This is a genomic window from Paracoccus bogoriensis (assembly GCF_019431455.1).
GTDB lineage: Bacteria > Pseudomonadota > Alphaproteobacteria > Rhodobacterales > Rhodobacteraceae > Paracoccus > Paracoccus bogoriensis.
The window spans coordinates 126,624-148,528 of sequence record NZ_JAHYSR010000005.1 but is presented as its reverse complement, the minus strand read 5'-3'; the positions used below and the strand labels follow the sequence as shown (position 1 = coordinate 148,528).

Below are 21,905 nucleotides of genomic sequence, written 5' to 3'. Positions count from 1 at the left end.
TACCGAACAGGCAGGGCGGCGGGCGGTCGAGGAACTCCAGCATCTGGCTGTGCCGCGACTGGCGACGCAAGACAGCCCGGCCTTCGGCATCGACGCCGTGCAGCTGGAAAACAGATTTCGCCAGATCGATCCCGAGTGAGGTAATCCTGTCATGGATAGCTCCCCTTGTTGGCGATGTTCACAGCATCCGACAGGGCACATCGCGATGCCGCAAGCGCGGCCATCCACCTCATCAGGGGCGCTTGCGCCTTATTCCCTCGTCCGTCCAGAGCCGCTAGGTCCGATGCGCCACGCGATCACCATAGTGTCCACCAGCGATGGCGGACACTATCCGGCTCTCTCGGCCCGTGGCAGAGCGGTCAGACCGGACGGTTACGATCCGGTGGATCATCTGGCAAGACATCGCGTTCGGCTGAGCAAGCAGCACTCGCCCGGATTCAGGTGAAGATAAGTCCCAAAGCGCCGGCGCAGATGTGTCGCGATTGTCTGATCAGAGCGCCAAGGCCCCGATCAGACATCCAACTCCTCGACAAACCGCGCGTTTTCCTGAATATACTCGAACCGCAATTCGGGCTTCTTGCCCATCAGCCGTTCGACCAGATCGGCCGTCTCACCGCCCTCGTCGTCGTCGATGCTGACCCGGATCAGCTTGCGCGTCCTTGGGTCCATCGTCGTTTCCTTCAAGTCCTTGGCATCCATCTCGCCCAAACCCTTGAAGCGCTGCACGTCGATCTTGCCGCGCCCGCCCAGACCCTGGGCCAGCATCCGCTCTTTTTCGGCGTCGTCGGCCACATAGACGCGCTGCGCGCCCTGCGTCAGGCGGTAGAGCGGCGGGCAGGCCAGATAGAGATGCCCCTTGTCGATCAGCGGCCGCATCTGGGTGAAGAAGAACGTCATCAACAGGCTGGCGATATGGGCGCCGTCCACATCGGCATCGGTCATGATGATGATCTTGTCATAGCGCAGGTCGTCCACATTGAACCTGGACCCCATTCCGACGCCAAGAGCTTGACAAAGGTCGTTGATCTCCTGATTGGCGCTCATCTTCGACGACGCAGCACCCAGCACGTTCAGGATCTTGCCGCGCAGCGGCAGCAGCGCCTGGTTCGTGCGGTCGCGGGCCATCTTGGCCGAACCGCCCGCCGAATCGCCCTCGACGATGAAAAGCTCGGTTCCGTCGCGGTTCGTGGCGCTGCAATCGACCAGCTTGCCCGGCAGGCGCAGTTTCCTGGTCGCCGTCTTGCGAGCGGTTTCCTTTTCCTGCTTGCGCCGCAGCCGTTCCTCGGCCCGCAGGATCAGGAAATCGAGGATCGCCCCCGCCGATTTCGTGTCCGAGGCCAGCCAATTGTCGAAATGGTCGCGCACCGCGCCCTCGACCAGACGGGCGGCCTCGGTCGTGGCCAGCCGGTCCTTGGTCTGACCCACGAATTCGGGCTCGCGTATGAAACAGCTCACCAGCGCGCAGCCGCTCGCCACCAGATCGTCGCGCAGGATCTGGGCGGCCTTCTTGTTGCCGACCATCTCGCCATAGGCACGGATGCCTTTGAGGATGGCGTTCCAGAAGCCCATTTCATGCGTCCCGCCTTCGGGGGTGGGGACGGTGTTGCAATAGGACTGGATGAAGCCATCGCGCGAGGGCGTCCAGTGGATCGCCCAATCGACCTTGCCTGGCGCGTTGAAGCGCTTGAAATCAACGCTGCCGGCAAAGGGGCGGTCGGAATAGGTGGTCACGCCCTGCAGCGTCTCGGCCAGATAATCGGCCAGGCCGCCGGGGAAATGGAACACGGCCTCGATGGGTGTCTCGCCGTCGTCGATTTCGGATTTCCAGCGGATTTCGACGCCCGAGAACAGATAGGCCTTGGACTTCACCATCCTGAGCAGCCGCGCGGGCTTGAAGCGGTGATGGCCGAAAATCTGTTCGTCTGCGTGGAAGGTGACGGTGGTCCCGCGCCGGTTCGGGGCCGCACCGATCCTGGTGACCGGCCCCTGTGGGATGCCACGGGAAAAGCGCTGCTCGAACAATTCCTTGTTGCGCGCGACCTGCACGATCATCAGATCCGACAGCGCATTCACCACCGAGGCGCCCACACCGTGCAGCCCGCCCGAAGTCTGGTAGGTGTCGCCCGAGAACTTGCCCCCCGCATGGAGCGTGCAGAGGATGACCTCCAACGCGGATTTGCCCGGAAACTTGGGATGTGGGTCGATCGGGATACCGCGTCCGTTATCGCGCACCACGACGCTGTAATCGGCCAGCAACTCGACCTCGATCCGGGTCGCGTGGCCCGCCACGGCCTCGTCCATCGAGTTGTCCAGGATTTCCGCGACGAGATGGTGCAGCGCGCGTTCATCGGTGCCGCCGATATACATGCCGGGCCGCTTGCGCACGGGCTCCAACCCTTCCAGCACCTCGATCGAGGATGCGGAATAGGCGTCGCTGGCGGCGGTGCCGGAAAGAAGATCGTCGGCCATGGGTTCTTCGTCCTGTCGTCTGCTCGGGCGACTGTATCACATGGCGTGGGGCTGGGCGGCAAGGGCTTGTGGTCGCGATCGCGCCAGCGCGCGACAGGGCTGTGATGCGGGCTGTGCGCGCTCACGGGCGCGTCCATGGGGTTCTAGCGGCAAGCTGACAGTGCTGGGTCATCGGGCGGTGCGGGAAGGGCCTGTCCCCAGAAGATGCGCGCCCGACCCGCTGATCTTCGGCCCCGGCAATCATGTCGCGTCGCTGCCCCTCTGTCTGCCGGCCGCGGTTGCGGACTGCGCCGGGACATAGTCGAACTGGCGCCGAGGTGATTTGCCTTGACCCTTCGCGCCCTGCTAAGGGCGTCAGGGACATGACCATCAAGCACCGGACGGACGATGAACCGCTTTGCGCGCTATCTTCTGGCCTTCGGGCTGTCACTGGCGCCTCTGGGCGCGGCGGCCCATCCGCATGTGTTCATAGATGCCGGTCTGCGGCTGATCTATGGCGAAGGCGGCAAGCTGACCGAGGTCGAGGTCGAGTGGCGCTATGACGCCTTTTATTCGCTGCTGATCCTTGAAGATTACGGAATCCGCCCCGCCGCGGGTGGGGGTCTTTCTGCTTCGGACGCGGCGCGGCTGGCCGGTTTCGACTGGGATCCCGATCCCGCATTCGAGGGCGCGCTTTATCTGACGGTCGAAGGACGGCGCGTCGGCCTGCAGCAAGCGCGCGATTTCGGCGTCTCGCTTGAGGGCGGGCAGATCGTCTCGCGCCACCGCCGGGCGCTGAGCACGCCTATCCCCGGCGAGGCTCAGACAATCATCCAGGTCTATGACCCTGAATTCTATGTCGATTTCAGCGTCCCGCAGAGCCCCGCCCTGCGCGGCCGCGATGATTGCCACGTCGATCTGCGGCCGGGCGATTCCTATGCCGCCGCCGATGCCTATGCCGCAGCCCTGCGCGAGGCGCTGGCGCGGGAACTGGCCTCGGCCTCGTTGCTGGACGAAGAAATGATCAGCGTGAATATCGGCTCGGTCGGCGCGCCCGAAATGCGCGTCGTCTGCGGAGCAGCGCGATGAGCCCGCCTGACCTGCGCCCCGGTCAGGGCCATCCGGGCCGGGTTCTGGCCCTGACCGGGCTGGTCGTGGCGCTGGCACTGATTGCGCTTTGGCTCTCGGGCGGGCTGTCGGGCATCGCAGCCTGGGCGGCTGCGGGACAGAGGCAGGCGCAGAACCTGATGGCGGGCGCGTTGCAATCGCTGCGGGCGGGCGATCCGGGTGCGGCGGCCACGTTGATCGCGCTGTGCTTCGGCTACGGTTTCTTTCACGCGGCAGGGCCTGGGCATGGCAAGCTGGTGATCGGCAGCTACGGCTATGGCAGTCAGGTGCCCTTCGGGCGGCTGGCCGTCTTGTCGGTATCGTCCTCGCTGGCGCAGGCGGGGACGGCGATCCTTCTGGTCTGGATCGGGCTTGCGGCGCTGGATCTGGGCCGCGAGGAACTGACGCGCCTGTCCGAACGCCACATGGCCGATCTGGCGACGGTGCTGATCGGGCTGGTCGGGCTGTGGCTGGTCCTGCGCGGTGCCCGGATGCTGCGCGATGTGGCTCGCCCCGGACCTGAGCATGACCACCACCGCCATCACCACCACGGCAAGGCCTGCGGTTGCGGCCATGCCCATGGGCCCAGCCCGGCGCAGATTGCGCAGACGCGATCCTTCCGCGACGGGCTGCTGGTCGTCATGGCCATTGCCGCGCGGCCCTGCACGGGTGCGCTGTTCCTGCTGCTGCTGACATGGCGGATGGAGATCTTCGCGATGGGCGTCGCGGGCACGGTGGCGATGGGTCTTGGCACGGCCTCGGTCACGGTGGCGGTCGCGGGGCTGTCGGTCTGGGCGCGGCGGGGCAGTCTTGCGCTGGTGCCGCGAACAGGGCCCCTGGCCGCGGCGGCGCGCTGGATGCCGGGCGCAATGCAGCTGGGCGCGGGGGCGCTGATCGCGCTTGCCGCGGCGCTGACCCTGGCCTGAGGCCGCGCGCTGACGCGGCGTCCTGACGCAGCCGGGTCTTGCGCGGTTTGATGCAGGTCAATGTGGCAGCTCTGGCCCCGCGCTAGAGCAGGGAGGCGCAACAGGAGCCTTCTCATGTCCCGGTCAACCGAGCAGCTTGACCCGCCCAGCCTCTATGCCGCCCGCGAACCGATCTTTCCCAAACGGGTCTCGGGGCGATTTCGCAACCTCAAATGGATCGTGATGGCGGTGACGCTGGCGATTTATTACGTCACGCCCTGGATCCGGTGGGATCGCGGTCCGGCGATGCCCGATCAGGCGGTTCTGGTCGATCTGGCCGGCCGGCGGTTCTTCTTCTTCTGGATCGAGATCTGGCCCCACGAATTCTATTTCGTCGCGGGCCTGCTGGTCATGGCGGGCCTGGGGTTGTTCCTGTTCACCTCGGCGCTTGGCCGGGTCTGGTGCGGCTATGCCTGCCCGCAGACGGTCTGGACCGACCTTTTCATGACCGTCGAGCGCTGGATCGAAGGTGACCGCAATGCCCGCATCCGTCTGCATCGCGCATCCTGGTCCTGGGCCAAGGCGCGGCTGCGGCTGACCAAATGGGCCCTGTGGCTGCTGATCGCGCTGGCGACGGGCGGGGCCTGGGTCTTCTATTTCACCGATGCGCCGACGCTGATACGCGACCTTGTGGCGCTGGACGCCCATCCGGTCGCCTGGATCACCATTGCCATCCTGACCGCGACGACCTTCCTTTTCGGCGGCTTTGCCCGCGAACAGATCTGCATCTATGCCTGCCCCTGGCCGCGGATCCAGGCCGCGATGATGGACGAGGATACGCTGACGGTCGGTTATCGCGACTGGCGCGGAGAGCCGCGCGGCAAGACCGCACCCGACCGCGCGCGCGGCGATTGCATCGACTGCATGGCCTGCGTCAATGTCTGCCCCATGGGCATCGACATTCGCGACGGCCAGCAGCTTGAATGTATCACCTGCGCCTTGTGCATCGACGCCTGCGACGAGATCATGGATCGCACCGGTCGCCCGCGCGGCCTGATCGGCTACATGGCGCTGCGCGACGAAGAGGCCGAACGCGCAGGCAACCCGCCGCGCCCTCTGATCCGCCATATCCTGCGCCCCCGGACGCTGCTTTACTTCACGCTGTGGTCGGCCATCGGCATTGGGCTGGTGGTGGCGCTGCTGATGCGCTCGGACGTGGATCTGAACGTCTCGCCGGTCCGCAACCCGCTTTACGTCATGATGTCCGACGGCTCGATCCGCAACACCTACGAATTGCGCCTGCGCAACAAGCAGCACGAGGCGCGCCGCTACATCGTCACCGTCAGCGGCCCCGGTGCCGAGACCCTGATCGTCGCGGTCGAGGGCGAGAATCAGCCCAGCCTGCTGGTCCCCGCCGATCAGACCCTGACCCGGCGGGTCTATCTGACCGCCCCGGCCGGCACCGCGCTGGCGTCCACGCCCTCGGCGCCGATCACCCTTGGCGTTGCCGACAGCGACGGACCCGCCCGCAACGAGGTCGAGACCGTCTTTCACGGAAGGAGCAGATGATGAAACGCGAACTCACCGGCAGGCATGTCCTGGGCATCGCCATCTTGGCCTTCGGCACGATCATCGGCGTGAACCTCGTTCTGGCCTACAACGCCGTCCGCACCTTTCCGGGTCTCGAGACCGCAAGCAGCTATATCGCCTCGCAGCATTTCGACCGCCAGCGCGCGGCCCAGCAATCGCTTGGCTGGCAGGCAAGCCTCGAGATCGAGGGCGGGCGCGCGGTTCTGCGCATCCTCGATCGCCAGGGCGCAGGCGTCTTTCCCGAGACGCTGACGCTGCAATTGCGGCGCCCGACCCACCAGCGCGACGACATCCGCCCTGCGCTGACCCCCGAGGCGCCCGGTCGTTGGTCGGCCCATGCCGATCTGGCGCCGGGCAACTGGAACGCCGATATCGAGGCCACCGATCGCGACGGCACGCTGTTCCGCCAGCGTCTCTATCTGGCCGTGGGGCAGGGGGACTGAGATGACTGACCTTTCCGCCGGTTATGCGCCCCGTCTCAGCGCCTGCCCGGCCTGCGAGGCGGCCCCGCTGGCGCAGCATGTCGCCGCGCGGGCCGAGACGCCCGCCCATGATGCCCTGATCCTGTCGCTGCCCACCGCCCATTGCGCGCTGTGCATCACCCAGGTCGAGGACGCATTGACCGCCCATCCGGGCGTTCGGTCGGCGCGCGTGAACCTGACGCTGCGCCGGGTCACGGTCGATGCGCCGGGCCTTGGCGCTGACGATCTGATCCCGGTTCTGGCCCGCATCGGCTACGAGGCGCACGAGCTTGACCCCGGCGCTCTGGCCGCGACCACGGCCGACCGCGCCGGGCGCGACCTGCTGATGCGGATCGGCGTGTCGGGTTTTGCGATGATGAACATCATGATCCTGTCCATCGCCGTCTGGTCAGGAGCCGAGGCCGCAACGCGTGACCTGTTCCACTGGATCAGCGCCGCCATCGCGCTGCCCACGGTGGCCTTCTGCGGCCAGCCTTTCTTTGCCAGCGCCTGGACCTCGGTCAGGGCGCGGCGGTTGGGCATGGACGTTCCCATTTCGCTGGCGCTGATCCTGGCCAGCGCCATCAGCGTGTTCGAGACCGCCCAATCCGGCCACCATGCCTATTTCGATGCCGCCGTGATGCTGTGCTTCTTCCTGCTGATCGGGCGCTATCTCGACCATCGCACCCGTGCCATCGCGCGGTCGGCGGCGGCCGAACTGACCGCGCTGGAGGTGCCGCGTGCGACCCTTCTGCGCGACGGGGTCGAACAGACCGTGCCTGTGGCCGATCTGCGTCCGGGCGATCTGATCCGCGTCCGGCCCGGCGGACGCATCCCTGCCGATGGCGAGATCACCGAGGGCGCGTCCGAAATCGACCGTGCGCTGCTGACCGGCGAGACGCTGCCCGTTCCTGCCGGGCCGGGCATGATCCTGTCGGCGGGCGAGGTGAACCTGACCGGCCCGCTGGTCATCCGGGTGACGGCGGCCGGGCGCGACAGTTCGTTGGCGCGCCTGACCGCGTTGGTCGAGGCCGCCGAAAGCGCGCGCGGCCGATACACCTCGCTGGCCGAGCGCGCCGCGCGCGGCTATTCGCCCGCCGTCCATGCGCTGGCCTTCGCCAGCTTCGCGGGCTGGTTCTGGGCCTCGGGCGATCTGCGGCTGTCGGTGAACATCGCGGCGGCGGTGCTGATCATCACCTGTCCCTGTGCGCTTGGGCTGGCTGTGCCCGCCGTGGCGACCTCGGCCTCGGGGCGGCTTTTCCGGCGCGGACTGCTGATCAAGGACGGCACTGCGCTTGAACGTCTGGCCGAGGTCGATACGGTTGTTTTCGACAAGACCGGCACCCTCACCATGGGACAACCGCAGCTTGTGCGCGCCGATCTGCCACAGGATTTGCAGCCGGTGGCGCGGGCCTTGGCCGAGGCATCCTCGCATCCCCTGGCGCGGGCCTTGGCCGCAGGGATGGCGGATGTCGAACCGGCGGCGCTGCAGGATGTGACCGAGCGTCCGGGTCAGGGTGTCGAAGCGCGGTGGCAGGGGCAGCGCGTCCGTCTGGGCCGGGCCGACTGGCTGGGCGCGGCCGATGACAAGGACGGGGCGATGCTGTCTTCGTGGCTGGCCATTGACGGGCAGCGCCCCTTCCGGCTGGACTTTGCCGACCGCCTGCGCCCGGGCGCCAGGGAATGCGTGGCCCGGCTGCGTGCCGAGGGGCGGCGCGTGATCCTTTTGTCCGGGGATCGCCCGGCCGCCGTTGCCCATCTGGCCGACGAATTGGGCATCGGCGAATGCTACGCCGGGGTCAGCCCTACCGGCAAGGCCGATCTGGTCGGACAGCTATCGGACCAGGGCGCCCGGGTGCTGATGGTCGGCGACGGGCTGAACGACACGGCTGCACTGGCGCGGGCCCATGTCTCGATTTCGCCTGCCTCGGCGCTGGATGCCGCGCGTGTGGCAAGTGACATGGTCCTGACCGGGACCAATCTGCTGCCCGTGGCCGAGGCCGTTGCAGTCGCCGAAAGGGCAACGCGCCGCATCAGGGAGAATTTCGCCATATCCTTCGGCTATAATGTCGTTGCGGTTCCTGTAGCCTTGGCCGGCTTTGCCACGCCGCTCATTGCGGCGCTGGCGATGTCGATCAGTTCCATCACCGTGACGCTGAATGCGCTGCGGCTCAATCGTTGAAAGGACGCCACCCATGGACGTGCTCACCATGCTCATTCCCATATCGCTGGGCCTCGGCGCGATCGGTCTGGCCGCGTTCATCTGGGCGTTGAGAACCCATCAGTTCGATGACCCGCAAGGCGATGCGCAACGCTTTCTGAGCAGCCGTTGGGACGACAAGCCGCGACCCGACTAGGATCGCAGCTCGAGCCGGCGCAACAGCGCCTGCATCTGCGGATTCATGGCGCCATTGGCCGCGAACAATGTCGCCTGGGATCGCAGGATCGGTTCTTCGTCGAGGACACGCAGGTTGTTCGCCCTGAGCGTCTCACCCGAAGAGGTGATGTCGGCAATCGCCTCGGCGGTCTGGTTGGCGATGGTGCCCTCGGTCGCGCCCTGGCTATCGACAAGCTGGTAATCCGCGACTTCATGCGCCGAAAGCCAGGCGCGCACCAGCCGGTGATACTTGGTCGCAATCCGCAGCCGGAAGCCGTGTTCGGCCCGGAAATCGCGGGCAATCGCCGCGAAATCGTCCAGATCGCGGCAATCGCGCCAGCATTCCGGCACCGCCAGGACCAGGTCGGCATGGCCAAAGCCCATTGGCGCGACCTCGGTGACGACATCGCGCCAGCCGGCCAGTTTCTCGCGCACCAGATCGGTGCCGGTCACGCCCAGCTCGATCCGGCCAGCGGCCAGTTCGCGCGGGATCTCGCCTGCGGAGAGAAGCACAAGCGAGACGCCCTCGACCCCCTCGACCCGACCCGCATAATCGCGGTCGGACCCCGCCCGCGACAGGCGCAGGCCGCGTGCGGCGAACCAGTCGAAGCTCTGTTCCATCAGCCGCCCCTTGGACGGCACGCCCAGCCGGATCATGCCAACCCCTCCAATTCGGCCAGCAGGCCCGGGCGCACGATGCCGCCCACCGCGGGGATCTCGCGGCCGCGCCCCAGCACGCGGGTCAGCGCGTCATAGCGCCCGCCCGAAGCGACCGGAGGCCAGCCCGCGCGATCGGCCAGGAAGCTGAAGGTGAAGCCGTCGTAATATTCCATCGTGCTGCGGCCGTGGCTGGCGTCGAAGATCACGCAGCCAAGGTCGATTCCGCGTGCGGCGACGGCCTGCATCCGCGCCTCGATCCGGGCGACGGCGGGCGCGATGGCGGGCATGTCCCCCGCCAGGTCGCGCAGGGCCGGCAGCGCCTCGGGGGCGGGGGCGCGCAGCGCGAAAAGCCGGGCCAGACGTTCGGACCAGACCGGGGCCAAGGGCGCGACGGCGGCATCGGCGCGCAGCCGCGCAATGCGGCGCGTCATCTCGGCTTCGCCGCGCAGGCCGGCCCAGGGCGCCTTCGTCTCGGGGAAGTCGCGCGCGATTGCAGGGGTCGAGAAACGCTTCAGCAGGCGGGCGAAGCGGCGCGGCCGCCAGAGATGGTGCAGCAACGCCTCGGATCGTGCCTCGGTCAGGGGCAGGCCCCGGATCGCGTCCAGCATCAGCCCCATATCGCCCGTCTCGGCGCGCAGACCGTAAGGGGCCAGCAGGTCATGGAACAGGGCAAAGACCTCGGCATCGGCGGCGGGGTCGCGGCTGAACAGCTCGAAGCCGCATTGCAGATATTCGCTGTCACGCGGCTTTTCGGGTCGCGTCTCGCCGATATCCTGCTTGCGGAAAACCTCGCCCAGATAGCAGTAGCGGGCAGGTTCGGCGCCATTGGCCATATGCGCCTGAACGACCGGAACGGTAAAATCGGGGCGCAGCATCATCTCGCCCCGGATCGGGTCTTGCGTGACATAGGCCCGGGCGCGGATATCCTCGCCATACAGATCCAGCAGATCGCCTGCGGGCAGAAGGATGTCAGGCGCGATCTCCTGCGCGCCCGCCTCGCGGAAGCGCGCCAGAAGGCGCTGGCCGATGGCCTGCTTGTCGCGCTTGGGGATCATCCGATGATCCGCCGGACTTCGGCGACCAGATCTTCGCGCGCCACCTCGGTCTGGGCAGGCTGGGCCTTCCATTCCTCGACCGATGCTTCGGCCGCGATCCGCGCGCCCAAGGCCAGATCCTTGACCTGCACGACGCCCCGCGCCGCCTCGTCCCCGCCCTGGATGATCGCCACCGGCGCACCACGCTTGTCCGCGTATTTCAACTGATTGCCGAAATTCCTGGGATTGCCCAGATAGACCTCGGCGCGGATGCCGGCGGCGCGCAACTCGGCCGCCATGGCCTGGTAATCGGCCATGCGGTCGCGGTCCATGACGGTGACGACGACCGGCCCCGGAGCCTGGAGCCCCGCCATTCCCCTGGCGCGCAGGGCGGCCAGCAGACGGTCAACGCCGATGCTGACGCCGGTGGCGGGGATCTTCTGGCCGGTGAAGCGTTCGATCAGCCCGTCATAGCGGCCACCGCCCGCAACCGATCCGAACTGCCGCTTGCGACCCTTTTCGTCGAGGATATCGAAGGTCAGTTCGGCCTCGAAAACCGGGCCGGTATAATATCCCAGACCCCGCACGACAGAGGGGTCGATGACGGCGCGATCCTCGGCCACACCCATCGCGGCCAGCATCGCGGCGATCTGGCGCAGTTCTTCCACACCCTCGGCGCCGATGGCCGAGGCACCGACCGCAGCGGCCAGATTGTCAAGCGTCACGGCATTATCGGCGCCCCTGGCCTCCAGAAAGGCAAGGACTGGCGCGGCCTGCGTTTCGCTCAGACCAACCCCGTCGATCCGCGCCCCGCTTTCGTCCAGACGGCCTGTCGTCAGCAGGGCCAGAACGCCTTCGCGGCCGACCTTGTCGAACTTGTCGATCTGACGCAGCACATCCTCGGCTTGATTCGCGCGGATCTGGGCAGCCTCCAGCACGCCGTTCAGCACCTTGCGGTTGTTGATGCGCAGCAGATAGTCGCCGCGCGCGATGCCCACCGTTTCCAGTGCATCGGCCAGCATGGCGCAGATTTCGGCATCCGCCGCGACCGAGGCCGCGCCGACCGTATCGGCGTCGCATTGGTAGAACTGCCGGAACCGGCCCGGCCCCGGCTTTTCGTTGCGCCAGACCGGCCCCATGGCGTAGCGGCGATAGGGGCTGGGCAGATCGTTGCGATATTGCGCCGCCACGCGGGCCAGAGGCGCAGTCAGGTCATAGCGCAGCGCCAGCCAATCGCCCGAGCCGCCGCCCGGCACGGTCTCTTCCTGCCAGGCGAAGACGCCGGCATTCGGGCGGTCCACATCGGGCAGGAACTTGCCAAGCGCCTCGACCGTTTCGACCGCGCTGGTTTCCAGCGGGTCGAAGCCGTGACGATGATAGACCTCGGCGATGCGGTCCAGCATGGCCTTGCGCTGGGTCACGTCCGCGCCGAAATAATCGCGGAAGCCCTTGGGCGTCTCGGCCTTGGGTCGGGGCTGTTTCTTGAGGTCTTTCGCCATGGTCTTGTTGCCTTTACGGGGCCAAATCCGCGCCTGCTCTAACGGAAGGGGACGACATGGACAAGAACGCAGACCGATTGACCGCGCTGGAGGAAGGCCTGGCCCATCTGACGCGCGCCACCGACGACCTGTCCGAGATCGTCGCGCGCCAGGATCTGCTGATCGCGCGGCTGACGCGGCGGCTGGATCTGCTGCTTGAGGCCGAAGCGCAGCGTCAGGCCGATGCCGGCGGCACCATCCCGCTGGCCGACCAGCGCCCGCCGCACTACTGATCCGGCCCGTCCCGACAAAGCGGCTTTCCCCGTCCCGCCCGATGCGCTAGAGGCAGGGCGAAAAAACTGCGGAACGGAAGGATCGTTCATGGCCAATGTGGTGGTAGTCGGCGCACAATGGGGCGACGAGGGCAAGGGCAAGATCGTTGACTGGCTCTCGGAACGCGCCGATGTGATCGCCCGCTTTCAGGGCGGTCATAACGCCGGCCATACGCTGGTCATCGGCGACAAGGTGTTCAAGCTGTCGCTGCTGCCCTCGGGCATCGTGCGCGAGGGCAAGCTGGCCGTGATCGGCAATGGCGTCGTGCTGGACCCCTGGGCGCTGTTTTCGGAAATCGACAAACTGGCCGCGCAGGGTGTCGCCATCTCGACCGAGAACCTGATGATCGCCGAGAACACGCCGCTTATCCTGCCGCTGCACCAGGATCTGGACAAGCTGCGCGAGGAGGCCGCGGGCAAGGCCAGGATCGGCACGACCGGCCGCGGCATCGGCCCCGCCTACGAGGACAAGGTCGGCCGTCGCACGATCCGCGTCGCCGATCTGGCCGACGAGGAGACGCTGGAGGCCCGCCTCGACAGGCTGCTCGCCCATCACGACGCGCTGCGTTCGGGCCTAGGCGCCACGCCCATCGACCGGGCCGATCTGAAAGCCAGACTGGACGAGATCGCGCCCCGGCTGCTGCCCTATGCCAGGCCTGTCTGGAAGATCATGGCCGACGCTCGCAAGGCCGGCAAACGCATCCTGTTCGAGGGCGCGCAGGGCTCGCTTCTGGACATCGACTTCGGCACCTATCCCTATGTCACGTCGTCCACCACCATGTCGGGCATGGCGGCTTCGGGGACCGGCATGGGGCCGGGCGCCATCGGCTTCGTTCTGGGCATCGTCAAGGCCTACACGACCCGGGTGGGCGAGGGGCCCTTTCCGACCGAGCTGCACGATGCGGACGGCCAGCGTCTTGGCGAGCGGGGGCGCGAATTCGGCACCGTCACCGGCCGCAAGCGCCGCTGCGGTTGGTTCGACGCGGTTCTGGTGCGCCAGACTTGCGCCATTTCGGGTGTGAACGGTATCGCCTTGACCAAGCTGGACGTGCTGGACGGGTTCGAGACTTTGAAGATCTGCACGGGCTACGAGATCGACGGCAAGCGTTACGACTACCTGCCCACGGCGGCGGCGCTTCAGGCTCGCGTCACCCCCATCTACGAAGAGATGGAGGGCTGGCAGGAATCGACCGAGGGCGCGCGCAGTTGGGCCGATCTGCCCGCCGCGGCCATCAAGTATGTCCGCCGCGTCGAGGAACTGATTCAATGCCCGGTCGCAATGTTGTCCACCAGCCCCGAGCGCGACGATACGATCCTGGTGACGGACCCGTTCGCGGATTAGATTGCGTCCCGCGACGCCGGGGGACATCCCGTCCCCCGCACCCCTTGGGGCGCAGCCCCCGGCCAGGACAGGAGGGATCATGGAACTGAAGACACGCAAGCGTCTGTCGCTGCTGGTTCTGGTCGTGCTGATGCCGCTTTATGTCGTCGCGGCGGTCACGATGATGAACTGGCTGGACACGCGGTTCGGGCGCCAGCCCATCCTGATCGAAGTGCTGGTCTATCTGGCGCTTGGTGTGCTGTGGGCCTTGCCTTTCCGGCGCGTCTTTCGCGGCGTCGGCAAGGGAGAATGATGCCGCCTCTGCTGGTCGTTCCGGGCGGGGTCACGCTGGTCGGCGGCGGCGCGGTGGCGGCGGACGAGCTGCGGGCCGCGCTGGCCCGCGCGCCGCATCTGGTGGCTGCGGATGGCGGGGCCGACCGGGCGCTGGCCTTGAGCGCGATGCCCGATCTGGTCATTGGCGACCTCGATTCGCTCGGGTCCGAGGCGCGGGCGCGGATCGCGGCTGACCGCATCCATCACATCCCCGAGCAGGACAGCACCGATTTTACCAAATGCCTGCGCCGGATCGACGCAGGCTTCGTTCTGGCGGTGGGTTTTCTGGGCGGGCGGCTGGATCACGCCCTGGCCGCCCTGACCAGCCTTGCGGCCGAAGCGCGGATGCCCGTCATCCTGATCGGGGCCGAGGATGTCATCTTCCTGGCCCCCCCGGTGCTGGATCTGGCGCTGGAGGCGGGGACACGAGTGTCGCTCTGGCCGCTCGGGCCGGTGCGGGGGCGCAGCCTGGGGCTGGAATGGCCCATCGACGGGCTGGATTTCGCGCCGACGGGCCGGGTCGGCACCTCGAACCGCGCGCTTGGCCCGGTCAGCCTGCGGCTGGACGGGCCGATGCTGGTCATGCTGCCGCCGGATTGTCTCGACGCCGCGCTGGACGCGCTCGGCCTGCGCAGCGCCTGAGCGTCGCTCCACACAGGAGGCAGGTGGTTGTCGCAAGGCGGTCTCTGTCCTATGTCTCGGACGAACCCTAGGAGGCTCCACGCATGTCGCTGAACCCGATCCGGCCCTGGCGCAATATCGAGCGGCGCAAGTCGCGCCAGATCATGGTCGGCAACGTGCCGGTGGGGGGCGACGCCCCGATCAGCGTCCAGACCATGACCAATACGGACGGCCATGATGTGAAGGCCACGCTGGCGCAGGTCATCGCCGCCGCCGAGGCCGGGGCCGACATCGTGCGCATCAGCGCGCCGGATCAGGAGACGACGCGCGCGCTGCGCGAGATCTGCCGCGAAAGCCCGGTGCCGATCGTGGCGGACATCCATTTCCACTACAAGCGCGCCATCGAGGCCGCCGAGGCGGGCGCGGCCTGCCTGCGGATCAATCCGGGCAATATCGGCGATGAAAGCCGTGTGCGCGAGGTCATCAGGGCCGCCAGGGATCATGGCTGCGCCATCCGCGTCGGCGTCAATGCGGGCTCTCTGGAAAAGCACCTGCTGGAGAAATATGGCGAACCTTGCCCCGATGCGATGGTGGAATCCGCGCTGGATCACATCAGGATCCTGCAGGATAACGATTTCCACGACTTCAAGATCAGCGTGAAGGCCTCGGACGTGTTCCTGTCGGCGGCCGCCTATCAGATGCTGGCCGAGGCGACGGATGCGCCGATCCATCTGGGCATCACCGAGGCAGGCGGCCTTGTCGGCGGCACGGTGAAATCGGCCATCGGGCTGGGCAACCTGCTGTGGATGGGGATCGGCGACACGATCCGCGTCAGCCTGTCGGCCGATCCGGTGCAAGAGGTGAAGGTCGGCTTCGAGATCCTGAAATCCCTGGGACTGCGGACGCGGGGCGTGCAGATCATCAGCTGCCCTTCCTGCGCGCGGCAGGGCTTTGACGTGATCAAGACCGTCGAGGCGCTGGAACAGCGGCTGGAACACATCAAGACGCCCATGTCGCTGTCGATCATCGGCTGCGTGGTCAACGGGCCGGGCGAGGCGCTGATGACCGATCTTGGTTTCACCGGCGGCGGGGCAGGGTCAGGCATGGTCTATGTGGCGGGCAGGCAGAGCCACAAGATGTCGAACGAACAGATGATCGACCACATCGTGCAACTGGTCGAGGAACGCGCCGCAAAGCTTGAGGCGCAGGCCAACACGCCCGCCGCGACCGAGTAGCCTTGCGTCCCGCGACGGCCGGGGGCGCTCGCGCCCCCCGGACCCCCCGCCCTGCGCCCGAATATCAGCCGCCCGTATGGCTCATGTGGCGGGACATCTGACCCGAGACGCGCTGGCGGGAATAATCGAAATCATGGCCCCTGGGCTTGCGCGCGATGGCGGCGCGGATCGTCTGGCGCAGCGCAGTGTCATCGGGGCTGGCGCGCAGGGGCGCGCGCAGATCGGCATTGTCCTCTTGCCCGAGGCACATGAACAATTCGCCCGTGCAGGTGACGCGCACGCGATTGCAGCTTTCGCAGAAGTTATGCGTCAAGGGCGTAATGAAGCCGATCTTCTGACCCGTCTGGGCCAGCCGCACATAGCGCGCGGGCCCGCCGCTGCGTTCGGTCAGGTCGATCAGGTCGAAACGCTCGGCCAGGCGGGCGCGCAGGTCGGAGAGCGGCCAATACTGATCCAGCCGTCCGCCATCGCCTGCCCCGCCCACGGCATCAAGACCCAGATCGCCCATCGGCATCACCTCGATGAAGGTCAGGTCATGGCCCTCGTCCCCGCACCAGCGGACCAGATCGAACAATTCGGCCTCGTTCACGCCCTTCAGCGCGACGGTGTTGATCTTGACGCGCAGCCCTGCGGCGCGGGCGGCAGCGATGCCTTCCATCACCTGCGGCAGGCGGCCCCATCGGGTGATCGCGGCAAAGCGGTCCGGGTTCAGCGTGTCCAGCGATACGTTCACGCGCCGGACGCCGCAATCGGCCAGTGCGGCCGCATGGCGGGCAAGCTGACTGCCATTCGTGGTCAGCGTCAGTTCGTCAAGTCCTGCGCCCAGGTGCCGCGACATGGCGCGAAAAAAGCCCATGATACCGCGCCGGACAAGCGGCTCGCCGCCCGTGATCCGCAGCTTGCGCACGCCGAGGCCGACAAAGGCCGAACAGAGGCGATCCAGTTCCTCGAGCGTCAGCAGGTCGGCCTTTGGCAGGAATTGCATATGCTCGGCCATGCAATAGACACAGCGGAAATCGCAGCGATCGGTCACCGAGACCCGCAGGTAGGTGATGGGACGGGCGAAGGGGTCAATCAGTGGGGCTACTTGGTCCATCCGTCAAAGGTAAACCTGCAGGCGTGGCCGCGCAAGGCAGGGCGTCTGCGCGGGGCGCTGCCGGTCACGCGCGCGTCACGGTGCTGTCGGTGGACGATGGCGTGACGCGGGGCTAGTCTTGCCGCACAGATCCCCGCAAGAGAGGCGCTCATGTCCCGCGTTTTGCCAAGCCTGATCCTGCCCGCGCTGTTGGCGGCCTGCGCGCCCGGCACCCTGACCGGACGACCGGATGTCTCATCTGCGCCCGCAGCCGCCGCGCCCACACCCGAGGCCGTCGCCGCGGCGACCGCCATCACCCGCGCCCACGCGCCCCGGCCCGCCGCCCGTGCGACGCCTGCGCAGCTGGACACCACGACGGCCGAACAGCGCGCCGCGGCCGCCCGCCCGGCCGAGCGCGCCGAGACACGATTGGGAACGACCATCGCGTCGCTGGGCAATCCGTCCGAACCCGGATTCTGGATCCGCACGCCTCTGGTCACGGAACGCGCCATGGGCCGCATCGTGAACCCCGCCACCGGCAAGTCGGCCCAGGTCGAATTGATCCCCTTGACCTCGGGCGGAGCGGGAAGCCAGGTCTCGCTGCCGGCGATGCAGCTTCTGGGTGTGCCCCTGACCGATCTGCCCCGGCTTGAGGTCTATCGCTCGTGACAGCCTCGTGCGCTGTGCCCTTCCAGCGCGCGGCGCGCCTCGGCCAGGGCATGGGGCTTCATCCGTGTGCCATGTGCCCGGATGAAAGCCCGGACGGCGTCCGGGTCGCGGGGGGCAAGCGTTCGCAGCCAGACTGCCACGCCTTGCTGGACCGCGCCATGCGCATCACCCGCCAGCGTCGCCGCCCAATCATGCGCGCGTTCGCGTGCGACCCGTTCGGAGGGTTTGGGGTGGACCAGCTTGGCAAAGGGCAGCGCCGAGGCCATCGCCGCGCGCCGCATCCACGGATTCGCCGCGGCCAGCCAGGTCTCGGCCTCGTCCATCCGGCCCGGATCGGCGGCGACACGCTTTTGCAGCGCGGTCGCTAGCGCATCGGTCAGAACCGCACCGTCCAGATCAGGCAGCCACTGCGTCAACAATTCCCAGACCGGCTGATCCGGGTCGATCCGGGCCTGTGCCAGCAGGCGCGGCGCGATCAGCCGGCTTTCGTGCAGATCGGCCTCCCACAGGGCCGCGGACAGGGCCAGACGCGCCTCCAGCGGGCGTTGGCGCCACGCGGCGACCTTTTCGGCCATGGCAGCGGGGGTCAGGCCCAACGTCTCGCGCCCGCTCTTGTGGCGCCCGGCCTCGCGGGCGGCGCGGTCCGGGTCGGCCAGCGCGCGCAAGGCCTCGATCTCTTTCATGCTTCACCTCGTCTGCTGGCCCGCTTCTAGCCTGCGTAGAGCATTCCTCACAAGCAGCCCCAAGAAGATGGTGGCACGCCCCCGGTGGTAGCGGTAAAAGACCCGCGGAAACACGAGGGATCCCATGTCGCATTCTACCGAACCCCGCCCGATGACCTCTCGCGCCTCAGGCCCGCTGACGGGCGAGGCGCAGGTGCCCGGCGACAAGTCGATCAGCCACCGCGCCCTGATCCTTGGCGCGCTGTCGGTGGGCGAGACGACGATCACCGGGCTGCTGGAAGGGCAGGACGTGCTGGACACCGCCGCCGCCATGGCCGCCTTTGGCGCGCAGGTCGAACGGTCCGGACCCGGCGCGTGGTCGGTTCATGGTGTTGGCGTGGGCGGCTTTGCCGAGCCGCAATCCGTGATCGACTGCGGCAATTCCGGCACGGGCGTCAGGCTGATCATGGGCGCGATGGGCACGACGCCGATCACCGCGACCTTCACGGGCGATGCCAGCCTGTCGCGCCGCCCGATGGCGCGCGTCACCGATCCGCTGTCGCAATTCGGTGCCCGCATCACCGCACGCGAGGGGGGCCGCCTGCCCATCACCATCGAGGGCGCCGCCGACCCGCTGCCGATCCGCTATCGCAGCCCTGTGGCCAGCGCGCAGATCAAGTCGGCGATCCTGCTGGCGGGCCTGAATGCCCCCGGCGAGACGGTCGTGATCGAGCCGGAACCCACGCGCGACCATTCCGAACGGATGCTGGCGGGCTTCGGTGCCACGATCCACGCCGAGACCACCGCCGAGGGCCATGTCATCACCCTGCAGGGCCGCCCCGAACTGCGTGCCCGGCCTGTCGCGGTGCCGCGCGATCCGTCCAGCGCCGCCTTCCCGGTCGCGGCGGCTCTGATCGTGCCGGGCTCGGACATCCTTGTGCCAGGGGTCAGCCGCAACCCGACCCGCGACGGGCTCTACGTCACGCTGCTGGACATGGGCGCCGACATCACCTTCGAGAACGAACGCAGCGAGGGGGGCGAGCCGGTGGCCGATCTGCGCGTGCGCCACAGCCGCCTGACGGGGGTCGAGGTTCCCGCCTCGCGCGCGGCCAGCATGATCGACGAATTCCCGATCCTGTCGGTCGTGGCGGCCTTTGCCGAAGGCAAGACCGTGATGAACGGCGTGGCGGAACTGCGTGTGAAGGAAAGCGACCGCATCGACGCGATGGCCCGCGGGCTCGAGGCCAACGGCGTCCGCGTCGAGGAGACACATGACAGCCTGACCGTCCACGGCGCATCGGGCGTGCCGGGCGGTGGGCGGGCGGCCACGCATCTGGACCACCGGATCGCGATGTCTTTCCTGGTCCTGGGACTCGCCGCCGACCGGCCGGTCAGCATCGACGATGCCAGCCCGATCGTCACGTCCTTCCCGGATTTCGTGCCCTTGATGACCCGCCTCGGCGCCAGCTTTACCGCGGCGTGATCTTGTTTGCGGGGCCGCACCGGGCCGAGGTGCGGCGCCTTGGCGCCGGTCTCAGCCTCGCGCTTGGGGATATCCGATGCGCGCCAGCGCCACGGCAATCTCGTCGAGGATGGCCGGGTCGTCGATCGTGGCGGGCATCCTGAAATCCGCGCCATCCGCGATCTTGCACATGGTCGCGCGCAGGATCTTGCCCGAGCGGGTCTTGGGCAGCCGGTCCACCACACAGGCCGTCTTGAAGGCGGCGACAGGGCCGATCTGGTCGCGCACCATCCGCACGACTTCGGCCACGACGGTTTCGGGTGCGGTCTCGACACCTTTCTTCAGGCACAACAGCCCCAAGGGCACCTGACCTTTCACAGCGTCCGCCACGCCGATCACCGCACATTCCGCGACAGCCGGATGGGCCGACAGAACCTCTTCCATCGCGCCGGTGGACAGGCGATGGCCCGCCACGTTGATCACGTCATCGGTGCGCGCCATGATGTAAAGATAACCGTCCTCGTCCACATAGCCCGCATCGCCCGTCTCGTAATAGCCGGGGAAATGCGACAGATAGGCCTTGCGGAACCGATCCTCGGCATTCCACAGCGTGGGCAGCGTGCCGGGGGGCAGGGGCAACCTGATGGCGATGGCGCCAAGCGTGCCGGGGGCGACCGGGTGCCCCGCCTCGTCAAGAACCTGCACGTCATAGCCCGGCATGGGCACCGAGGGGCTGCCCTTCTTCACCGGCAGCAATTCGACGCCAAGCGGGTTTGCGGCGATCGCCCAGCCGGTTTCGGTCTGCCACCAATGGTCGATCACAGGCACGCCCAGCTGACGCTCGGCCCAGGTGACCGTGTCGGGATCGGCCCGCTCGCCCGCCAGGAACAGCGCCCTCAGACAGGAAAGGTCGTGGCGGCGGACATGCTCGCCCTGGGGGTCGTCGCGGCGCACGGCGCGGATGGCGGTCGGCGCGGTGAAGAAACTTTTCACCCCGTGTTCCGCTATCACGCGCCAGAAGGTGCCGGCGTCAGGGGTGCCGACGGGCTTGCCCTCGAAGACGATGGTCGTCGCGCCGACCAGCAAGGGGCCATAGCAGATGTAGCTGTGCCCCACGACCCAGCCGACATCCGAGGCCGCCCAGAACACGTCGCCCGCGCCGATGTCGTAAATATGGCGCATCGACCAGGCCAGCGCGACCATATGGCCGGCCGTGTGGCGCACCACGCCCTTGGGCTGGCCGGTCGTTCCCGACGTATAGAGGACATAGGCCGGGTGATTGCCCTCGACCGGTTCGCAATCGGCGGGGGTGACGCCGGCCTGGAAGCCGTGCCAGTCCAGATCCCGGCCGGGGATCAGGGCTGCGACCTCTTGTTCGCGCTGGAAGATCACGCAGAAATCGGGTTTGTGGGCTGCCTCGTCGATGGCGCGGTCCAGAAGCGGCTTGTAGTGGACCACCCGCCCCGGTTCGAGTCCGCAAGAGGCGGCGATGACCGCACGCGGTTTCGCGTCGTCGATCCGCATCGCCAGTTCATGCGCGGCGAACCCGCCGAAGACGACCGAATGCACTGCGCCGATCCGCGCGCAGGCCAGCATCGCCTCCAGCGCCTCGGGGATCATCGGCATGTAGAGGATGACGCGGTCGCCCTTGGCCACGCCGCGCGCCTTCAGCGCCCCGGCGAGACTTGCCACGCGCGCCTGCAATTCGGCATAGGTCAGCTTGCGGATCGTGCCGGTGACAGGGCTGTCGTGGATAACGGCCACGCGATTCCCGTGACCCGCTGCAACGTGCCGGTCCACCGCGTTCCAGCAGGCATTCGCCGTTGCATCCGCGAACCATTCGCCCGCCGGACCCTGATCGAAATAGGCCTGTTCCGGCGCCTTGGCCCAGTCGATCGCGCGGGCGGCCTCCAGCCAGAATCGCTCGGGGTCCGTCTTCCAGTCATTGTAGATTTCGCGGTATGCCATTGTATGCCCTCCCTGCATCCTCGACTGTTTGTTACGCAGCAAGGGGCATATGGCGCAACTCTGTTAGCGGCTCGAAGCCTCCAGGGCGGCAGGTTTCATCCGCAGAGGCTGCAAATGTGGTGACGAACATTTGCAAAAGTGCCGGGACTGCAAAGCCGCCCCTGTTT

General features: G+C 67.5%; 20 protein-coding genes and 1 pseudogene. 13 read left to right on the top strand and 8 right to left on the bottom strand.

Annotated features, from left to right (window positions below; translation table 11 throughout):
• A pseudogene (locus KY389_RS15265) lies at positions 1-145 on the bottom strand (IS110 family transposase); the annotation flags it as partial.
• A 365-nt stretch (positions 146-510) separates the two neighbouring features.
• Positions 511-2,469 carry a DNA topoisomerase IV subunit B gene (gene parE / locus KY389_RS04185; protein WP_219829549.1) on the bottom strand — a complete coding sequence of 653 codons (1,959 nt, stop codon included), beginning with the start codon at positions 2,467-2,469 and terminating at the stop codon, positions 511-513.
• Between the two features lie 387 nt (positions 2,470-2,856).
• On the opposite strand from parE, the gene KY389_RS04180 reads away from it, so the two are divergent.
• The 6 genes from KY389_RS04180 (at position 2,857) to ccoS (ending at position 8,868) form a co-directional block, all read left to right on the top strand.
• Complete coding sequence (locus tag KY389_RS04180; RefSeq protein WP_219829548.1) at positions 2,857-3,537, top strand: DUF1007 family protein; 681 nt, start codon at positions 2,857-2,859, stop codon at positions 3,535-3,537.
• A complete protein-coding gene (locus KY389_RS04175; protein WP_219829547.1) occupies positions 3,534-4,481 on the top strand; it encodes a nickel/cobalt transporter in 948 nt (315 codons plus the stop codon). The genes KY389_RS04180 and KY389_RS04175 overlap by 4 nt, the downstream gene beginning before the upstream one ends.
• A gap of 114 nt (positions 4,482-4,595) precedes the next feature.
• Positions 4,596-6,029, top strand: coding sequence for a cytochrome c oxidase accessory protein CcoG (gene ccoG / locus KY389_RS04170; protein ID WP_219829546.1), 1,434 nt, complete (start codon positions 4,596-4,598; stop codon positions 6,027-6,029).
• Positions 6,029-6,493 (top strand): FixH family protein, encoded by a 465-nt coding sequence (locus KY389_RS04165; protein ID WP_219829545.1) that lies wholly within the window; start codon positions 6,029-6,031, stop codon positions 6,491-6,493. The genes ccoG and KY389_RS04165 overlap by 1 nt, the downstream gene beginning before the upstream one ends.
• A 1-nt stretch (position 6,494) precedes the next feature.
• A complete protein-coding gene (locus tag KY389_RS04160) occupies positions 6,495-8,693 on the top strand; it encodes a heavy metal translocating P-type ATPase (RefSeq protein WP_219829544.1) in 2,199 nt (732 codons plus the stop codon).
• A 13-nt stretch (positions 8,694-8,706) separates the two neighbouring features.
• On the top strand, positions 8,707-8,868 hold the full coding sequence (gene ccoS / locus KY389_RS04155; protein ID WP_219829543.1) for a cbb3-type cytochrome oxidase assembly protein CcoS: 162 nt from the start codon (positions 8,707-8,709) through the stop codon (positions 8,866-8,868).
• Here ccoS and hisG read toward each other — a convergent pair.
• The 3 genes from hisG to hisS are packed head-to-tail and all read right to left on the bottom strand — an operon-like array spanning position 8,865 to position 12,081.
• Positions 8,865-9,545 carry an ATP phosphoribosyltransferase gene (gene hisG / locus KY389_RS04150; protein ID WP_219829542.1) on the bottom strand — a complete coding sequence of 227 codons (681 nt, stop codon included), beginning with the start codon at positions 9,543-9,545 and terminating at the stop codon, positions 8,865-8,867. The two genes, ccoS and hisG, sit on opposite strands and share 4 nt — an antisense overlap.
• Entirely contained in the window at positions 9,542-10,600 is a 1,059-nt protein-coding gene (locus KY389_RS04145) for an ATP phosphoribosyltransferase regulatory subunit (protein WP_425517139.1), read from the bottom strand. The genes hisG and KY389_RS04145 overlap by 4 nt, the downstream gene beginning before the upstream one ends.
• Positions 10,600-12,081: a histidine--tRNA ligase gene (gene hisS / locus KY389_RS04140; protein WP_219829540.1), complete on the bottom strand. Its 1,482-nt coding sequence runs from the start codon at positions 12,079-12,081 to the stop codon at positions 10,600-10,602. Before hisS ends, KY389_RS04145 begins: the two co-directional genes overlap by 1 nt.
• A 56-nt stretch (positions 12,082-12,137) precedes the next feature.
• Here hisS and KY389_RS04135 point away from each other — a divergent pair, with 56 nt between their 5' ends.
• The 5 genes from KY389_RS04135 to ispG all read left to right on the top strand — a co-directional run bounded on the left by KY389_RS04135 (position 12,138) and on the right by ispG (position 15,902).
• On the top strand, positions 12,138-12,353 hold the full coding sequence (locus KY389_RS04135) for a SlyX family protein (protein ID WP_219829539.1): 216 nt from the start codon (positions 12,138-12,140) through the stop codon (positions 12,351-12,353).
• 88 nt (positions 12,354-12,441) lie between these two features.
• On the top strand, positions 12,442-13,734 hold the full coding sequence (locus tag KY389_RS04130; RefSeq protein WP_219829538.1) for an adenylosuccinate synthase: 1,293 nt from the start codon (positions 12,442-12,444) through the stop codon (positions 13,732-13,734).
• Between the two features lie 79 nt (positions 13,735-13,813).
• On the top strand, positions 13,814-14,026 hold the full coding sequence (locus tag KY389_RS04125) for a DUF2842 domain-containing protein (protein WP_219829537.1): 213 nt from the start codon (positions 13,814-13,816) through the stop codon (positions 14,024-14,026).
• Positions 14,023-14,688 carry a thiamine diphosphokinase gene (locus tag KY389_RS04120; protein WP_219829536.1) on the top strand — a complete coding sequence of 222 codons (666 nt, stop codon included), beginning with the start codon at positions 14,023-14,025 and terminating at the stop codon, positions 14,686-14,688. Before KY389_RS04125 ends, KY389_RS04120 begins: the two co-directional genes overlap by 4 nt.
• An 83-nt stretch (positions 14,689-14,771) precedes the next feature.
• Entirely contained in the window at positions 14,772-15,902 is a 1,131-nt protein-coding gene (gene ispG / locus KY389_RS04115; RefSeq protein WP_219829535.1) for a flavodoxin-dependent (E)-4-hydroxy-3-methylbut-2-enyl-diphosphate synthase, read from the top strand.
• 64 nt (positions 15,903-15,966) lie between these two features.
• Here the strand turns inward: ispG and moaA are convergent, their stop codons facing one another.
• On the bottom strand, positions 15,967-16,998 hold the full coding sequence (gene moaA, locus KY389_RS04110) for a GTP 3',8-cyclase MoaA (RefSeq protein ID WP_219829534.1): 1,032 nt from the start codon (positions 16,996-16,998) through the stop codon (positions 15,967-15,969).
• 150 nt (positions 16,999-17,148) lie between these two features.
• Here moaA and KY389_RS04105 point away from each other — a divergent pair, with 150 nt between their 5' ends.
• Positions 17,149-17,646 carry a hypothetical protein gene (locus tag KY389_RS04105; protein ID WP_219829533.1) on the top strand — a complete coding sequence of 166 codons (498 nt, stop codon included), beginning with the start codon at positions 17,149-17,151 and terminating at the stop codon, positions 17,644-17,646.
• Here the strand turns inward: KY389_RS04105 and KY389_RS04100 are convergent.
• A complete protein-coding gene (locus tag KY389_RS04100; protein WP_219829532.1) occupies positions 17,634-18,329 on the bottom strand; it encodes a DNA alkylation repair protein in 696 nt (231 codons plus the stop codon). The two genes, KY389_RS04105 and KY389_RS04100, sit on opposite strands and share 13 nt — an antisense overlap.
• Positions 18,330-18,453: 124 nt before the next feature.
• On the opposite strand from KY389_RS04100, the gene aroA reads away from it, so the two are divergent.
• The gene (gene aroA, locus KY389_RS04095; protein ID WP_219829531.1) at positions 18,454-19,791 is read left to right on the top strand and encodes a 3-phosphoshikimate 1-carboxyvinyltransferase; all 1,338 of its coding nucleotides are present in this window, start codon (positions 18,454-18,456) and stop codon (positions 19,789-19,791) included.
• Positions 19,792-19,842: 51 nt separating this feature from the next.
• Here aroA and KY389_RS04090 read toward each other — a convergent pair whose 3' ends face one another.
• Positions 19,843-21,738, bottom strand: coding sequence for a propionyl-CoA synthetase (locus KY389_RS04090; RefSeq protein ID WP_219829530.1), 1,896 nt, complete (start codon positions 21,736-21,738; stop codon positions 19,843-19,845).
• Positions 21,739-21,905: the final 167 nt, after the last annotated feature.

Coding starts and splice junctions, on each gene's coding strand:
- parE (WP_219829549.1), bottom strand. CDS start 2,469: ATGGCCGACGATCTTCTTTCCGGCACCGCCGCCAGCGACGCCTATTCC.
- KY389_RS04180 (WP_219829548.1), top strand. CDS start 2,857: ATGAACCGCTTTGCGCGCTATCTTCTGGCCTTCGGGCTGTCACTGGCG.
- KY389_RS04175 (WP_219829547.1), top strand. CDS start 3,534: ATGAGCCCGCCTGACCTGCGCCCCGGTCAGGGCCATCCGGGCCGGGTT.
- ccoG (WP_219829546.1), top strand. CDS start 4,596: ATGTCCCGGTCAACCGAGCAGCTTGACCCGCCCAGCCTCTATGCCGCC.
- KY389_RS04165 (WP_219829545.1), top strand. CDS start 6,029: ATGAAACGCGAACTCACCGGCAGGCATGTCCTGGGCATCGCCATCTTG.
- KY389_RS04160 (WP_219829544.1), top strand. CDS start 6,495: ATGACTGACCTTTCCGCCGGTTATGCGCCCCGTCTCAGCGCCTGCCCG.
- ccoS (WP_219829543.1), top strand. CDS start 8,707: ATGGACGTGCTCACCATGCTCATTCCCATATCGCTGGGCCTCGGCGCG.
- hisG (WP_219829542.1), bottom strand. CDS start 9,545: ATGATCCGGCTGGGCGTGCCGTCCAAGGGGCGGCTGATGGAACAGAGC.
- hisS (WP_219829540.1), bottom strand. CDS start 12,081: ATGGCGAAAGACCTCAAGAAACAGCCCCGACCCAAGGCCGAGACGCCC.
- KY389_RS04135 (WP_219829539.1), top strand. CDS start 12,138: ATGGACAAGAACGCAGACCGATTGACCGCGCTGGAGGAAGGCCTGGCC.
- KY389_RS04130 (WP_219829538.1), top strand. CDS start 12,442: ATGGCCAATGTGGTGGTAGTCGGCGCACAATGGGGCGACGAGGGCAAG.
- KY389_RS04125 (WP_219829537.1), top strand. CDS start 13,814: ATGGAACTGAAGACACGCAAGCGTCTGTCGCTGCTGGTTCTGGTCGTG.
- KY389_RS04120 (WP_219829536.1), top strand. CDS start 14,023: ATGATGCCGCCTCTGCTGGTCGTTCCGGGCGGGGTCACGCTGGTCGGC.
- ispG (WP_219829535.1), top strand. CDS start 14,772: ATGTCGCTGAACCCGATCCGGCCCTGGCGCAATATCGAGCGGCGCAAG.
- moaA (WP_219829534.1), bottom strand. CDS start 16,998: ATGGACCAAGTAGCCCCACTGATTGACCCCTTCGCCCGTCCCATCACC.
- KY389_RS04105 (WP_219829533.1), top strand. CDS start 17,149: ATGTCCCGCGTTTTGCCAAGCCTGATCCTGCCCGCGCTGTTGGCGGCC.
- KY389_RS04100 (WP_219829532.1), bottom strand. CDS start 18,329: ATGAAAGAGATCGAGGCCTTGCGCGCGCTGGCCGACCCGGACCGCGCC.
- aroA (WP_219829531.1), top strand. CDS start 18,454: ATGTCGCATTCTACCGAACCCCGCCCGATGACCTCTCGCGCCTCAGGC.
- KY389_RS04090 (WP_219829530.1), bottom strand. CDS start 21,738: ATGGCATACCGCGAAATCTACAATGACTGGAAGACGGACCCCGAGCGA.